This is a genomic window from Bradyrhizobium sp. SZCCHNR1043, from assembly GCF_032489675.1.
Taxonomy (GTDB): domain Bacteria; phylum Pseudomonadota; class Alphaproteobacteria; order Rhizobiales; family Xanthobacteraceae; genus Bradyrhizobium.
The window spans coordinates 1-15,702 of sequence record NZ_JAUEYN010000017.1; the positions used below are offsets into that span (position 1 = coordinate 1).

Below are 15,702 nucleotides of genomic sequence, written 5' to 3' on the forward strand. Positions count from 1 at the left end.
ACTGGAGTTCAGACGTGTGCTCTTCCGATCTGGTTTGGCGCTTGGTTTTTGAGGCCCCGATCTTGTGATTGAATAGAGTTATTTATTGCCCATGTAGGACTTTGGTAGCAGTCGTCTTTTGCGTTGCATGGCCTAAGATGCGACATCAATTGCAGGTAGCTGTCGGCAGCAAAACAAAAGGCGAATGTGCTATGGTGTGAAATAACCTTCATCCGCCATGTGTTTCTGAAAACGTGAAATTGATTCCCGGTTTTCCGCGAAAACTCGCTCACCTTCTGGATGACTGGGCATGGCATGACTTAACAGAGCTATTGCCATGCTTCCGTTCTCGATGCAGGCGGCTATGCACCTTAAGACAGCGAGAGAGTCGCTGCCATGAATGTAAATCAGCGAGAACTGATGGCCTTCCGGATGAGGGTCTCCTTCACGCAAGTGATCAAGAATAGATCGTTTGTTTGGGTGAGCGCCGAACTCAATTGTCCAGTCGTAGCTCGATTTTAGAAGTTTACCCAAATTGGGATCCACCGACGTCAGTTTTTGGACGGCGCGGTTCACCGTGAATCTTGCCTTGACCGCTTGGGGTTCTTCCTCCCGCCGAACCCAAACGTCACCGTCCGACTGGTCGTCGCCAATCAAGAAAGCATACGAGGCGCTTTCGATGCAGCCTCGGACTACCATGAATGTTGGCGGCGATTGACCTCGTAGCGCCGTGCTAAGCGCAGCGAGATAGGACGCATGGGCGTTCATGCCCAGCAGGGCGATGGCCGGGTGAGAGCAGTAGGCTCGGCCGGTCACTAGGGTTCTGAAATGCTGGTCCAATTCACCGGCAAAAGCGAGCAAGCTCTTGTGCTCCACAAGGCTGTCACGCTCAGCGGCTTCTGCGGCCCTCAAATAGGCGTGGATGTCGGAAGAATCATTCATGTTTCGCCATTGCGCAGGTCTTGAAGCAGCGCGCCAATTTGACGTTACGACGTGCCGTCCATCTTTGTGCACCTAGTCAGGATGTTCTCGGGTGCCAGCCGTAGTCGAGGATACCATCCTTGCTGTGCAATACGAATCACCAACTTTCGAACTTATCTCGAAAGGCGACCTTGTCGCCCTTGTCTACAGGCTGGAAACGCGAGTCGGTGTTGCCGCCCGGCCGGTTAACACGGTTGGCAAGCTCAGCATCTTTTCGAAGCCGTGCACTCAGTGTAAAATGCGTTCGCCGGCCCGGTCAGCGCGAAGACAGCGACGGTAGCGATAAGACGTTTCAGCATTGCGGTCGTCGAAAACGAATCCACATCTTGGGGACACCCACACCGGGTTGCCGATTGACCCATCGCGCGGTGGCTAGCCCCCGCGGGCGGTCGTCGCCGGGTGGCAATTAGGTCTCTGGCGTGCCCAAGACCACCGCGCGCCTCAGCCCAAATGGCGATGTGAGCCGCAATACTCACTGCGATGTGCGGCCTTCCATTCAGCCGCATCAGTCCCATGGCGAGTCACGAAGTTGCGACATGGCTTTCCGGCCTTGGTCTGCGCAGCACATAGTGCATGACCTCCGTGGAAGACCCATTCGCGATAGTCGGACTTACTGAGCCCAAAGTGCTCAGCTGCAAAACCATCCGGATCGCGAACGTACCGGTCGACGTCGCCCGTATTGAGATAGATGGTCTCGCCGCCGCAGGGATGGGCGAGGCAAGCTAGGCGTTCGCTCTGCAGGTCCTGTGAATTCAACGGCTCACCAGCAAGATATCTGTCTTGGTTCGTATTCATAGTGTCGCCTCCGTTGGTCTGGAGAAGTGATTCGGCAGGATGACCGAGGAAGGAGTCAGCTGACAAGCGGGAGAACGAGAATTTCAACGTGTACAAGCTGCCGAGCGGTAGTTCATTGCTCCGGATGCTGCCGTCGATGGTGTCGCTCGCCGGAGGCACTCGCGTTCGGGACTGTCGCTGCGCGGCACCGCTATCACTGTCCCGAATGCGGGTGCCTTGTTGACCGGTCTCGCGACGGCACTCGGTCCCGGGTCCCTCCGCTGACGCGGCGGCCGCGATGCTGACCCTCCTGCGGGTGCCTTCTCTGTCTTCGCTCCGCTGGGGCCAGTTATTGTCAGCGTGAGGGCAGCCGGATCATCGATGAGCAAAGGTCGTACTGTCTCCAGTGGGGAGAGGATCGACGGAAAATTCGGGCCGTTACATCGGCGCGTCAGGTCCAATTTCTCTGAATATTCTAGGGCCCTATGAGCTTCGGAATCGGTCATTCATTTCAGGCATGGTAAAATACGAAAAGCGCGCGACGAATGTCGCGTAGCTCGCCGGCCGCGACACCAGCTTCGGAGCCGGCCGCCGCGCCGGCGCTGGCTCATCTGCTTGGCGCGCTCCTTGGCGACGGGAGACGCTCACCGCTCGCCTGGTCTGAGGCCGTTACCAGGCTTGAGAGAAAGAGATGCTCTGTCTCGAAGCGCGTGCCGTCTTCGGCCAAGCCCCGGAACGAAAAACAGACCACGGCGCTCTTCTCCTGATGCCAGTTGAGAAGAACGCCCCCCGAGCGTGGCGAAAGAGGAATCGGCGTGAGTTCAAACGTCAGCTCGCCAAAGGCGTCGATGCCGATGGTTGCCGAAGCCTCCACGGTGCCACCTTCGAGCGAGAGCGTGCCTGAAAATAACCCTCGGCTCGGCCAAAGGCGTGCCGCTCATAGCGTCTCCAATCCTGGATGGCGCGCCGCGCTACGTGCATGGAGCTGATCGACGAACGGGCCGAACGCTCCGCTTAGTTCCGATCGCGGACGCTCTATGAAGTCGTGCGCCTCGAACAGCTCGAGGCCCGCCACGCCTCTTGGGGTGGAAACGCAGTTCTTTTCAGCATAAGGGGCTCTCGAAGTATGAACATTGTCAATCATTGCCATAATCGGGCTCGTACTCTCGCTGGCGTGTTTCCGTTTCGATGTGGTCGACGTCCAGCCCAACCGCTTGGATCGCATCGCGATTATCGAGGTGCAGGCCGCAGGATGTGCACAGGAATTCTTCCGCGACATAAGAAACGTCGACCAACTCTTCGTAGGGATCGTCTCCGTTGTCATCTTCGGAGACCTCCTCATCAAATTTAACGCCGGCCAAAAAGGAGCGTGACTTGCATGCCGGACATTCCGCCTCCCAGATGTGATCTGCTAGCAGCCTGAAGCTCGGCCGGATATTCCAGACGTCGACAGCAGCGGCACGGGCATGGGCTGCGTCGCGTTGCTTCTTCGCCAACGCGTTGAAGGCCTCGGCAGCCGTCTCGACCCGGATTGCAGCCGCTTGTTTTGTTGCATGCGTGTATTCTGCCAGCAGTGCCTTCGGGACCTTGGCTTTGTCGACGCCGAGCCAGGACTCGATCGAGCTTCCGCACCCCTCAAGAATGATTTCCACCGTGTGCCAATAACGGCCCTCCCACGACGAAGCGACAACGCCTTCGAAGGGAGCCTCACCGGAATGAAGCTCCGCGTTCCGCCTCTCGCTCATGTTGATGCAGAAGTTTTTCGTCTTCTCATTAAACCGCTTCGAAACGTGCGCAAGGCGTTCGAACAGGGTCTTGGCGGTAATGGTCTTGATGTCCGGGCTGACATTCATGCCTGCCGCAGCGAACAACGAGACATAGCTGTTCGGGTCGGCCACTAGGCACGGGTGGATGTTTGCGAGCGCCGCCTTGCCGACCAGTTCAAGGGCGAGGGAGGCCCAAAGCTGGTATTCGCCCATGGTCCCTGCTGCCTTGGCTGCCAGCGCCCGCCCGATATACGCCTGCGACTTTCCCATCAGAGCGTCTGCCGAGAGGGCCGCCACGATGGCGGGGGTCTTTGGATCCTGAGTTTTCATTGGACGCTCACTCTCAGGAGTCTCCTGTCCTGCGAGGCTTCTGCAGGCCCGTGCCCGCGTCCATGCAAGACATTCCAATTATCAATCACGAGAACATCACCTGTACGCCAGGAAACAAGGGTCGGTCCGGCATCCCGCGCGCGCTTGGCCATGAGATGGAATACCGTACCGCTCTCCATCCCCTGCGGCACCATGCAGCCCGCGTCATAGCGGATGAACGGCCGGGATCTGCCGCAGATTGTTGAATAGAAGGACTGCCTGCCGTTGCGGACGAGAAAAGGAGCGGCTTCAAGACGGGCACGCTCCGAGGCGCTGATCCGGAGGTCCCGGTATCGTGTCAACGTTGTTGGGACTGGAGAACTGCCTGGCGATGTGCACACGAGAATGACAAACCGGGGCGGTTCCAGCCGATATGCGCCGTCGGTATGCATCGGGAGTGGACCTAGCCCATGGATCACGCTGAGGGAGCGTGCCTTCGCGGCCATCTGCTTCCGTGGCGATAGCGTCTCGATCGTTCGTCCGGCTCTTCCCCCAATCGGATGGCCCAGCAGTCTCGCAACGGCCCCCGCCGCTGTATCGAGACAGCAACCCAGGTCTCCCACCGTGGTCTTGAGCCAGCCGTCTCGCAGCGCGCGGGCGCGAACGGCAGAGCCATCCGAAAGTAGCATTTCTGGCGCTCATGTCGGCTGCATTTCCGTAACTTACACAACCTAAAGCCGAGTCGTCGAGAGCTGCTCCGACGTGGAGAGCAAGGATTGTGGCAATTGGGCTGACTTCCAAATCAACCTCGGCGGCCGCTTTGCAACGTGCGCCATGCAGTAATCCGTCGCTCCCGCGTACGCTGGATGTTGGGATTGAGATCGGGATGTTGGCGGTGAATCTCGTCCAGCGCAACGATCGCCCGTACCCCGGCGCGGGCCTTGAGAACAAGTTCGATCTCGGCGTCCCGACAGTACGCCAGGGTATCAGGCCGGGCTGGCTCTTTGTCACGACTGAGTCACCAGAAGCTGTGGGTTCTGCTCCGTTTCATAGGAGCGGTCTTCCCATGCAGGCCAGGGTTGTGGCATGCTTGAGTTGGCTCTCGGCAGGAGCCCGCCGCCCGTCATAGCGAAGCCGTTGAGGCGCTGCCCTTATCGATCGCTCCCGTCATGTCTTGTCGGGCTCGAGAGGTGGTTGACGGGCGACGCTTCGTTTAGAGCCGGGAGACCTGACATGTCGAACAATCATGTTCGTCCATCCTCAATCTCTGGCATCAAGCAGCTTGCCAAGCGCCTCAAGAAACTGGAGGGCGTTTCGCATATTGTTGCCTTGCATAAGGCCTCGATGGCTGCTGGGTTCGAGAACTACAGGCATGCCCAGCGAGCGCTTGGTGAAAAGCGCGCCACAGCCCAGCGCGCATTCGCTCTCTACATCTCCGTCCTCTGGCGAGATCGAACGACCAGTTCCACGGGCTGCGAGATTCTTAAGATGTGGCTTGGCAAGCCGCTCGATGCGCTGGTGAAGCCCCCGCAATACAAGAACGGGCTAGCCGCGATGCGGCGCGAAGGTCCGGATCATCTTGCGGATCTCTACACCGAACCGTCGCAGGAGGCTGCGCGTGAAGCCGCCTGCAAGATTGCAAGGAAGATCCAGTTTATGGAAGCGACCGGGCTTGTTCCTTCAGGTGCAAATCGCTCCTTCCCCAAGGGATCCTTCCAAAATCGGATGCCTGGGTCTGACCATGATGCTGGTTGGTACGATCCGGTCGCGAAAGGCTTCATCCGTACCAGCGAGCCGTACTCCCGTGGTGGTGTGACGCCAGAGCAGCACGAATGGGCGGCCCGGCATGGCTGGGCTGTTGTCAAGGCACCGTGGAAGGGCATGTATCGGCCCGACGATGGCACGTCGCTCTTTCTTTTGGCTGACGTGTCGAAGGGATACTCGCTGGAGCCGCTGATCTCGCGATTGGCAGATGCTCCCCCTCCGATCGTGATTTCTGACTGGCAGGGAGAGTCAAGGCCGACGGCGCCCGCGTTCGTCAGTCCGGGCCGCATGGCGGAGATCGCGGCAAAAGCTCGCGAGGTCAAGACTCTCGGTAACCGGGCGCGACCAATAAACTCTACCGAGTACAATAGCCTTCTTTCGGGGACGCGGCGTTGGCCGAAGGCCCGAATGCCGATTGAACAACACAAGGCGGTTGGAAGGCTTCTGAAGTCCGTGCTGATCGGAACGAGAGGCCGTGCGGGCGTTTACCGCAGGATCGAGGCAATGCGTTGCGAGCTCGATAGTAGGGCCGAGCATGAGTACGGCCGTGACGAGCTTTCCGATGAGGTGTTCTTTGATCTATATTATCACGAGCTCCCGGAGAGCGATCCGCTCGCTGCAGTGCCAGGGAGTTTGCATCGGCATATTGCGAGTCTTGGCGAGATCAAAGCGATTCTTGCTCGACATTATCCTGAGTGCCCGCAGTTAAGGAAACTCCTGAAAACAGCGGATCAGGCTATCGCATCGCTTCTAACGTGGAAGGTAGCTCCTGCTGCCGGCGACGAACCTAAGCCTCGACAGTCTGTGCGACCGGCGATGTAGCTGAGGAGGCGGCCTGAGCAGCAACGAACGTGCTGGTAGCAACCCACCTGGATTAGCCCGACTGGTCGAAGGCCAGTCGGGTCCTCACCGCGTAGACATCCGTCGCAACGCAAGAACAATCAAGATTGTATGGGCCGATCTGGTCGGCACGGACCCAAAAAGGTGTTCTCAGCGTTGGCCAAAGACTTCATCGTTTTAGCTGCAATCCGTTCGGTCGACGGCTTCCATCCCTGAAGCATCGAATGAGGCGCGTTGGGTTAGCCACATACAATACGTTTGGACGCAAATTTACGAAGAGGAAGAGTGCAGGCCGGGTTGGCCGTGACGGGTTGGAAGCGGCGAGAGAGTTCCGCCGCGCCCGTCGCGGAGATCCGCGATGCAGGGACGGAGAGTTGGTGCTCGCGCTGGCGATGACCGGGCGAGCCTCTATGAGGAGATCACGAGCAAGATCATCGGCGAACTGGAGTCCGGCCGCGTGCGCTGGGTGCAGCCTTGGGGAACGCGAGCGGCGAAGGCTCAGCTTGCCTTGCCGAGAAATGCCTCGACGGGTCGGCCGTATTCCGGGATCAACGTCCTGATCCTCTGGGGCGCAGTGATCGAGCGGGGCTTTGCCCGCCAGAGCTGGCTGACGTTCCGGCAGACTTTGTCCCTGGGTGGGCATGTCCGCAAAGGCGAGCGCGGCGTCACGGTCGTCTATGCCGATCGCTTCGTGCCAACGGATGAACGGCAGCGTGCCCGCGAGGCCGGCGAAGAGGCACAGGCGATTCCGTTTCTGAAGCGCTTCACCGTCTTCAACACCGACCAGTGCGAGGCTCTGCCAGCGGACATCGCGAGCGCGGTGCCGCCACCGCCGCCGACGACGATCGAGCCAGTGGTGGAGACGTTGATTGCGAACAGTGGTGTCGACTTCCGGATTGGCGGCGATCGGGCCTTCTACGCGCCTGTCGAAGATTTCGTGCAGGTGCCACCGCCTGCCGCTTTCTTCGAGCCGATCAACTGGCACCGCACGGCCTTGCATGAGCTCGCCCATGCGAGTGGTCACCCTGCGCGGCTGAACCGCGATCTGTCGGGCCGGTTCGGCAGCGGCAAATACGCCTTTGAAGAATTGATCGCGGAGATCGCCGCGGCCTTCAGCTGCGCCGCGCTTGGCATCGTGCCGACCGTGCGCCACGCCGACTATATCGGCTTCTGGCTCGACGTCCTACGCGAGGATAATCGCGCCATCATCAGGGCGGCGAGCCAAGCGAGCCGCGTGGCCGACTACCTCCTCGGCTTTGCACCTGACCCGGCTGGCTTCGCCGAGGTGATCGGATCGCGCCGTCGCCTGAGCATCGTGCTCCGCGAGCAGAGGAGAGGAAGAGGGCGAGAGGTGCTTTGCGACGGGTGAAGGCTTGAGAGAGAGGCTCCAGGCCCCCCGTCGTGGAGAACCCAGACATGACCAAGGCTGTCCAGAAGATCAATCTGTCGCCGTCCCGCGACATTCCCTTCAATAAGCTGGTGCTGAGCCAGTCCAATGTGCGCCGGATCAAGGGCGGCGTTTCGATCGAACAGCTGGCGGAGAGCATCGCCGAGCGGACGCTGTTGCAAAGCCTGAATGTGCGGGCTGTCCTCGATGGCGAAGGCAAAGAGACGGGCATGTTCGAGGTCCCGGCGGGAGGCCGCCGCTACCGGGCGCTGGAGCTTCTGGTCAAGCAGAAGCGGATGGCGAAGACGCAAGCTGTGCCCTGCGTGGTCCGCGATCAAGGCTCGGCTCTGGACGACTCGCTCGCCGAGAACGACCAGCGTGTCGGTCTGCATCCCCTCGATCAGTTCCGTGCGTTTCAGGCGCTGCGCGACAGTGGCATGGGCGAGGAGGAGATCGCGGCGCGGCATTTCGTGACGGTTGCGGTCGTCAAGCAGCGCTTGCGGCTGGCTGCCGTCTCGCCAGCGCTGCTTGATGTCTACGCCGCCGACGGCATGACGCTCGAGCAGTTGATGGCGTTTACGGTGACGGCGGATCATGCGCGCCAGCAGGACGTCTGGGACAAGGTCAGCCGCTCCGGTTGCGATGCGCCCTACCAGATCCGCCGCCAGCTCACGGAGCAGACGGTGCGGGCGTCCGACCGCAGGGCGCAGTTCGTCGGACTTGCCGCTTACGAGGTCGCCGGCGGGGTGGTGCTGCGGGACCTGTTCGAGGCCGATGACGGTGGCTGGCTGCAGGACGTCGCTCTGCTCGATCGGCTCGTGGCTGAGAAGGTGCAGTCGGAAGCGGAGCGGATCGGTGCCGAAGGCTGGAAGTGGATCGCAGCCGCCGTCGATTTCCCGTTCGGACATACGCATGGCCTGCGCGAGCTTCACGGAGACCCGGCCGAACTCACCGCCGACGAGCAGGCGGTTATCGAAGCCTTGCGGAGCGAGCAGGCCAAGCTCGAGGCGGACTATGGCCAGGCCGACGAGTTGCCTGAGGACGTCGATCGGCGTCTCGGTGAGATCGAGGCTGCGCTGCAGTCGTTCGACGATCGGCCAATGATCTACGATGCCGCCGAGATGGCGCGGGCCGGCGCGTTCGTCAGCATCGACTCCGAGGGCAGCCTCCGTGTCGTCCGTGGCTTCGTCCGTCCAGAGGATGAGGTCGCGGCGACCAGCGACGAGCCGAATGTCGAAGCTGGTGCCGACGGCGATCACGGGACCGGCGTTCCTGACGTGGCGGGCAGGGTACCGGTGCCGACGATCGTCATCGGTCACGGCGAGCAGGATGGGTCTGATGAGGACGGGGAGGATGTCGAACGCCCCTTGCCAGACCGGTTGATCAGCGAGCTCTCAGCCTATCGCACGCTCGCCCTTCGCGATGCGCTTGGCCAGGAGCCCTCTATCGCGTTCCAGGCGGTGTTGCACAGCTTCGTGCTGGCGACATTCTATCCGTTCGGTTCGACGCTCAATTGTCTGGAGATCTCGCTGCGTACGCCGAGCTTTCCGGCGCAGCCGCCCGGCTTGCAGGACAGCGCTCCGGCCAAGGCGATCGCCGCCCGTCACGCATCCTGGAAGGCGAAACTGCCTGCCAGCGACAAGGACCTCTGGGCAGCGTTGAAGGCGATGGACGGGACAGCCCAGGCCGAGCTCTTCGCCCATTGCGCCTCACAGGCCGTGAACGCGATCTTTGAACCGGCCAACCGGGTGCATCAGGGCCGCCTGTCAGCGCACGGTGTCCGCGGCCGCCTCGAACAGGCTGACCGTCTGTCGCGCGCCGTCGGGCTCGATATGGTCAGCGCCGGCTGGAAGCCCACCGTGGACAATTACCTCGGGCGCGTCACCAAGCACCGCATATTGCAGACGGTGCGCGAAGCGAAGGGCGAGGCTTCGGTTCAGCTCATCGCGCATCTGAAGAGGCCGGACATGGCACGCGAAGCCGAACGGCTGCTCGAAGGCAGCCGCTGGTTGCCGGAGCCGCTGCGTGGCGCCGATGCGGATCTGGCACCGGCGGTCGAAGGCGCCGATGCCGACAGCCTGCCGGCGTTCCTCAGCGAGGATGAGGAGGCGACGGAAGGCGCAGACGAAGTCGAGGAGATCGTTGCCGCGGAATGACCCTCGCCGGGGAAGGATCGCCTCGGGCCCGGAGAAATCGTCGATGGAAGCCCGGCCAGCTAGGCCGGGCTTTTTTCATTGAGGTCACCGTCTCCTCGAGCGGGTCGAGAGTGAGAGAGGCGGAGCAGGGCGGGTGAGGCCGCTGGGGCAGAGAGAGCATTCGGCGGCGCTCTTCCGCATCCCGCTCTCCTCCGAGGTTCCTCGACATGATCACCGAGACGAGCTGCCCTACGGCATCCTTCGCGCTCCTTGCGCGCGGCAAGGCCGTCCTTCGTGCAGCTGAGTTGCTGCTACCAATCCTCGCCCGCGGCGAGCGCATCGATGCAAGGTGCCTGCGCCTGACTATGCAGACCGCATTTGGCGCCAGTGACGCCGACGGAAGCTGGGATTGGAAGACGGCGTACGAGGCCTGCGAGGTCGCCGCTGTTCTGTTCCTGGCCAAGTACGGTCCGGCGATGATCAAGGTGAGCCATGGCTTGCCCTCAGCCATGCTGCCGATGGTCGCAAAGATTGCAGCCCTTCTGCCGAGCCATACCAGGCGCTCACTGGAGAGCCAGAGTTTTCAGCAGTTCTCGACGCCGTTGCCGCTGGCGCTCGCCGTGGCCGCGGCGGCGCAAGTGACATCGGCGGATCGCGTGCTCGAACCCTCAGCGGGGACGGGGAGCCTGGCTGTCTTCGCGGAGCTCGCCGACGGCTCGCTCCTGCTCAATGAGCTCGCTGCAAGCCGCGCTGCCTTGCTCGATTTGGTGTTTCCGGCCCTGAGCGTGACGCGTTTCGATGCTGCGCAGATCGATGATCATCTCGATGCCGCTCTTGTCCCAAGCGTCGTCTTGATGAATCCGCCGTTCTCGGCGACCGCGAATGTGGATCGCCCTCTGGCCGATACGACGTTGCGCCATGTTTCTTCGGCGCTCGCAAGGCTCGGAGATGGCGGACGGCTGGTTGCCATCACGTCCGCCGGTTTTGCGCCGGACAATCCGACCTGGACGGACGCCTTCGTATGTCTGCAGGAGCGAGGCCGCCTCGTGTTCTCTGCTGCGATCGATGGCGACGTCTATGCGCGGCAGGGGACGACGACGACCACACGGCTGCTCGTGATCGACAAGCAGCCGGCGCCGGATCCTCGTGTCTTTCCGCAGTCGGCCGGGATGGCGCCCGACGTGAGGACCTTGCTTGGTTGGATCACGGCGCTCGTGCCGCCGCGGCTGCCCATGTCGGGCCGCTTTGTTGCGCATGTGGACGCAAGTGCCGATCGGCGTCCCAGAGACCGGCGCGTATTGGCCTCTCCCTGCTCCTCTCCATCGCCCATGTCGTTCGAGCCTGCGGGCTGTGAGCTCGCTTACGAGCTGGTGGATGATGTGCCCGCGGAGGGACCCCGCCTGACTGACGCGCTGTACGAGGCGTATCAGCTGCAGTCGATCCGAATCCAGGGAGCACAGCCGCATCCGACGAAGCTCGTGCAATCCGCAGCTATGGCCTCCGTCGCGCCACCCAAGCCGTCTTATCGGCCGCATCTGCTGCCTGCGCTCATGGCCGATGGCGTCCTGTCTGACGCGCAGCTCGAAAGCATCATCTATGCCGGCGAGGCGCATGCTGGCTTTCTGGCGGGTGTCTGGACTGTCGACGAGACCTTCGATCAGGTTTGTGCGGCCAACGAGGATGCCGAGGGCGCGGTGCGCTTCCGGCGCGGCTGGTTCCTCGGCGATGGCACGGGCGCCGGGAAAGGCCGCCAGGTCGCGGGCATCCTGCTCGACAATTGGCTGAAGGGCCGGCGCCGGGCGATCTGGGTCAGCAAGTCCGACAAGCTGATCGAGGACGCCCAGCGCGACTGGGCGGCGCTCGGCATGGAGCGGTTGCTGGTCACGCCGCTGTCGCGCTTCCGCCAGGGCACGCCGATCCGGCTCGATCAAGCCATCCTTTTTACGACCTACGCCACGCTACGGACCGACGAGAAGGCCGAGAAGCTTTCGCGCGTCCGCCAGATCGTCGACTGGGTAGGACGGGATTTCGATGGCGTGATCATCTTCGACGAGAGCCATGCGATGCAGAACGCCGCGGGCAACAAGGGCGATCGGGGCGAGCAGGCGGCCTCACAGCAGGGACGCGCCGGCCTGAGATTGCAGCACGCGCTGCCCAATGCCCGCGTCGTCTATGTCTCGGCCACGGGCGCGACCACCGTCCATAATCTGGCCTATGCCCAGCGGCTCGGATTGTGGGGCGGCGTGGACTTCCCGTTTGCGACGCGCGCGGATTTCGTTGCGGCGATCGAGGAGGGCGGCGTCGCAGCCATGGAGGTGATGGCCAGGGATCTCAAGGCGCTCGGGCTTTATGCGGCACGGTCGCTGTCCTTCGAGGGCATCGAATACGAACTGCTCGAGCACCGGCTGACGGACGAGCAGGTCAGGATCTACGACGCCTATGCCGAGGCGTTCGCGGTCATTCACAACAATCTTGAGGCTGCGATGCGCGCGGCCAACATCACCGGCGCAACCGGCACGCTGAATGCCCAAGCCAAGTCGGCGGCGCGCTCGGCCTTCGAATCCGCCAAGCAGCGTTTCTTCGGACATCTCCTGACCTCGATGAAGACGCCAACGCTGATCAACGCGATCAAGCGTGATCTCGAAGCTGGCCATGCCGCAGTCATCCAGATCGTCTCGACCGGCGAAGCCCTGATGGAGCGCCGCCTGGCTGAGATCCCGACCGAGGAATGGGGCGACGTCCAGGTCGACATCACGCCCCGCGAATATGTCTTGGACTACCTCGCCCATTCCTTCCCGGTGCAGCTCTACGAGCCGTTCACCGACGGCGAGGGTAATCTGTTGTCGCGGCCAGTCTATCGCGACGGCCAACCGGTCGAGAGCCGCGAGGCGGTCGCGCGCCGCGACCAGATGATCGAGCATCTTGCCTCGCTTGCTCCGGTGCCCGGTGCGCTCGATCAGATCGTCCAGCGGTTCAGCACCGATGTGGTCGCTGAGGTGACGGGGCGATCGCGAAGGATCGTCCGAATCCGGGATCGGCTTGCTGTCGAGACGAGAGCGGCCTCTGCAAACCTCGCGGAGGCCGCCGCGTTCATGGATGACCAGAAGCGCATCCTCGTGTTCTCGGATGCCGGCGGCACCGGGCGCAGCTACCACGCCGAGCTCTCGGCCAAGAACAAGCGGCTGCGGGTGCACTATCTGCTGGAGCCGGGCTGGAAGGCGGATGCCGCGATCCAGGGGCTTGGGCGGACCAATCGCACCAACCAGGCACAGCCGCCGCTGTTTCGCCCGATCGCCACCGACGTGAAAGCCGAGAAGCGATTCCTCTCGACGATCGCGCGTCGGCTCGACACGCTAGGGGCCATCACCCGCGGCCAACGCCAGACCGGCGGGCAGGGGCTCTTCCGGCCCGAGGACAATCTCGAAAGTCCGCACGCCCGCGATGCCCTGCACCAGCTCTATGGGCTTCTGGTTCGTGGCCAGGTCGGGAGCTGCTCGCTGCAACGGTTCGAGCAGGCGACGGGATTGAAGCTGACGGACGACAACGGCTTGCGGGATGAGCTGCCGCCGATCACGACATTCCTGAACCGGCTGCTGGCGCTGACGATCGAGCTGCAGAACATCCTGTTCACGGTGTTTGAGCAACTGCTGGCAGCGCGGATCGAGGGGGCCATCGCATCGGGGACCTACGATGCTGGCCTGGAGACGCTGCGAGCCGAGAGCTTCGTCGTCAATGAGCGGCGCATGATCTACAGCCATCCGGCAACGGGCGCCGAGACCCATCTCGTCACCATCTCCCAGCGGGACCGCAATCGGCCAATGCCGCTGAACGAGGCCTTGGAACGGCTGCTGCAACGCCGCGCCGTTCCGCTGCGCAATGTGCGCTCGGGTCGAGCGGCGATCCAGGTTCCGGCGCCGAGCTGGCTGCTCGACGATGGCGAGATCGAGCCACGCGTCCATTTGATCGGACCGAAGGGACGCCGCACTCTGCCGCTTGCCAAACTCGCCGAGCTCGATTGGGTGGAGGCCGATCGCGAGCAGTTCAAGGCCGGCTGGAGCGCGGAGCTCGCATCGATCCCAGAGTTCACGACCAGCACGATCTACCTCGTCACCGGGCTCCTGCTGCCGATCTGGAAGCGCCTCCCGCAGGAGTCGACGCGGGTCTATCGCCTCCAGACCGATGCAGACGAGCGGATCATCGGCCGGAAGGTCCCGCTCAGTTGGGTCACGGCAATGTCGGCGGAGAGACCGGCGCTCGCAGCTGAAGACGCGTTCGCGGCACTGCTGCGCGACGGCTATGTGCTCGATCTCGCTGAAGGCGTGCAGCTGCGGCGAGCCCGCGTCATGGGTGTCGATCGGATCGAGCTATCGGGCTTCTCTGATGGTTTGAGGGATTGTCTCAGGGCCTATGGGCTGTTCGGCGAGATCATCTGCTGGAAGCTGCGGATGTTCGTGCCCACCGATGCCGGCGGCGCAGCGATACTCGCCAAGGTCTTGGAGCGCTTTCCGATTGCGCAAGTCCGCGGGCGGGAGCGACCGTGATGGCAGGCGACGTGTCAGAACTGGCGCGCCGCCTCGCGCGTGAGGCCGAGGCGGTGTGCCGTCACTATCTCTCCAACGGCAGGCGGGAGGGGCGCTATTGGCTGGTGGGCGATATCAACAACACGCCCGGCCGCTCGCTGTTCGTGCGGCTGCATGCCTCGTCGAAGGGACCTGCCGGCAAATGGACCGATGCCGCGACCGGCGAGCATGGTGATCTGCTCGACGTTATCGGGACAACATGCGCGCTTCGCAGCTTCCGCGACATTGCCGAGGAAGCGCGGCGATTCCTGAAGCTGCCTCGCTGGCAGCGTGAACCTCCGATCGATGCCAAGCCACTTCGGCGTTCGCGCGACCCGGTCAGGGCGGCTCGCCGACTCTTTGCAATGTCTCAGATGCTGACGGGGACGCTCGGCGAGACCTATCTGGGCAATCGAGGCATCGATCCGCCTGCCAACGCTGCAGCACTCCGGTTCCATCCGCAATGCTTCTATCGCCCGGATGACACCACAACGATCGAGACTTGGCCGGCCCTGATTGCCGCCGTGACCGATCTCGATGACTGCATCACCGGTGTCCATCGCACCTGGCTCGATCCTGACGGCTTTGATGATCGACGGCTCGGCAAGGCGCCGATCGAGACGCCGCGGCGGGCGATGGGCGACCTGCTTGGACACGCCGTTCGTTTCGGGATTGCTGATGACGTCATGGCGGCTGGTGAGGGCATCGAGACCACGCTGTCGTTGCGGACGGTGCTGCCATCACTTCCGGTAGCCGCCGCGCTCTCCGCCAACCATCTCGCCACTCTGTTCTGGCCGGCAACGCTGCGCCGTCTCTATGTCGCTGTCGATGCTGACGCCGCCGGGACAACTGCGGCAAAGGCATTGACGGTACGAGCGCTCGACGCTGGCATAGAGGCGATCGCCTTGTGTCCTCGCCTTGAGGATTTCAACGAAGATCTGCGCGCGTTCGGGAAAGCCCAGCTCCGGGACATGCTGCGCCATCAGTTGTTGCCTGAGGACGTCGCGCGCTTCCTGGACGTGATCTCGGCCTAAACGTCGGTCCAGCGTCGGGGTTGTCGCTCTGCGCCCGCGGCTCGTGGGCGGGCGAGTGGATCTCGTCTGAGCCTTTGAGAGCCGCGCCGGGGCCTTCTTCAGAGGCGATCGGACGGCAGGCGGTCCGGTCCGGCAATGGCGGTGCGCGGCTATTTTCCGCCGGCCCGCGTACGG

Annotated in this window: 9 protein-coding genes; 5 read left to right on the top strand and 4 right to left on the bottom strand. The window is 62.6% G+C overall.

All coding sequences use genetic code 11. The features are described from left to right. Window positions 1-189: 189 nt before the first annotated feature. From QX039_RS27590 to QX039_RS27605, 4 genes are all read right to left on the bottom strand, one after another. Window positions 190-921, bottom strand: coding sequence for a hypothetical protein (locus tag QX039_RS27590; protein WP_315773892.1), 732 nt, complete (start codon window positions 919-921; stop codon window positions 190-192). A 480-nt stretch (window positions 922-1,401) separates the two neighbouring features. Continuing rightward, window positions 1,402-1,755, bottom strand: coding sequence for a hypothetical protein (locus QX039_RS27595; protein WP_315764517.1), 354 nt, complete (start codon window positions 1,753-1,755; stop codon window positions 1,402-1,404). A 586-nt stretch (window positions 1,756-2,341) separates the two neighbouring features. Continuing rightward, entirely contained in the window at window positions 2,342-2,608 is a 267-nt protein-coding gene (locus QX039_RS27600) for a hypothetical protein (RefSeq protein ID WP_315773890.1), read from the bottom strand. A gap of 262 nt (window positions 2,609-2,870) precedes the next feature. Next, on the bottom strand, window positions 2,871-3,830 hold the full coding sequence (locus tag QX039_RS27605; RefSeq protein WP_315773888.1) for a hypothetical protein: 960 nt from the start codon (window positions 3,828-3,830) through the stop codon (window positions 2,871-2,873). A 1,212-nt stretch (window positions 3,831-5,042) separates the two neighbouring features. Between QX039_RS27605 and QX039_RS27610 the strand changes: the two genes are divergently transcribed. From QX039_RS27610 to QX039_RS27630, 5 genes are all read left to right on the top strand, one after another. Next, window positions 5,043-6,395 (top strand): DUF5623 domain-containing protein, encoded by a 1,353-nt coding sequence (locus QX039_RS27610; protein ID WP_315773886.1) that lies wholly within the window; start codon window positions 5,043-5,045, stop codon window positions 6,393-6,395. 376 nt (window positions 6,396-6,771) lie between these two features. Then, a complete protein-coding gene (locus QX039_RS27615) occupies window positions 6,772-7,782 on the top strand; it encodes an ArdC family protein (RefSeq protein ID WP_315773884.1) in 1,011 nt (336 codons plus the stop codon). 47 nt (window positions 7,783-7,829) lie between these two features. After that, complete coding sequence (locus QX039_RS27620) at window positions 7,830-9,956, top strand: ParB/RepB/Spo0J family partition protein (protein ID WP_315773882.1); 2,127 nt, start codon at window positions 7,830-7,832, stop codon at window positions 9,954-9,956. A 206-nt stretch (window positions 9,957-10,162) separates the two neighbouring features. Continuing rightward, window positions 10,163-14,476, top strand: coding sequence for a strawberry notch family protein (locus QX039_RS27625; RefSeq protein ID WP_315773880.1), 4,314 nt, complete (start codon window positions 10,163-10,165; stop codon window positions 14,474-14,476). Next, window positions 14,476-15,528, top strand: a complete 1,053-nt coding sequence (locus tag QX039_RS27630) for a toprim domain-containing protein (RefSeq protein ID WP_315773877.1) — start codon at window positions 14,476-14,478, stop codon at window positions 15,526-15,528. Before QX039_RS27625 ends, QX039_RS27630 begins: the two co-directional genes overlap by 1 nt. Window positions 15,529-15,702: the final 174 nt, after the last annotated feature.

Excerpts from the sequence above, each read along its gene's own strand:
- QX039_RS27630 (WP_315773877.1), top strand. The coding sequence starts at position 14,476 with ATGGCAGGCGACGTGTCAGAACTGGCGCGCCGCCTCGCGCGTGAGGCC.
- QX039_RS27595 (WP_315764517.1), bottom strand. The coding sequence starts at position 1,755 with ATGAATACGAACCAAGACAGATATCTTGCTGGTGAGCCGTTGAATTCA.
- QX039_RS27625 (WP_315773880.1), top strand. The coding sequence starts at position 10,163 with ATGATCACCGAGACGAGCTGCCCTACGGCATCCTTCGCGCTCCTTGCG.
- QX039_RS27605 (WP_315773888.1), bottom strand. The coding sequence starts at position 3,830 with ATGAAAACTCAGGATCCAAAGACCCCCGCCATCGTGGCGGCCCTCTCG.
- QX039_RS27620 (WP_315773882.1), top strand. The coding sequence starts at position 7,830 with ATGACCAAGGCTGTCCAGAAGATCAATCTGTCGCCGTCCCGCGACATT.
- QX039_RS27590 (WP_315773892.1), bottom strand. The coding sequence starts at position 921 with ATGAATGATTCTTCCGACATCCACGCCTATTTGAGGGCCGCAGAAGCC.
- QX039_RS27615 (WP_315773884.1), top strand. The coding sequence starts at position 6,772 with ATGCAGGGACGGAGAGTTGGTGCTCGCGCTGGCGATGACCGGGCGAGC.
- QX039_RS27610 (WP_315773886.1), top strand. The coding sequence starts at position 5,043 with ATGTCGAACAATCATGTTCGTCCATCCTCAATCTCTGGCATCAAGCAG.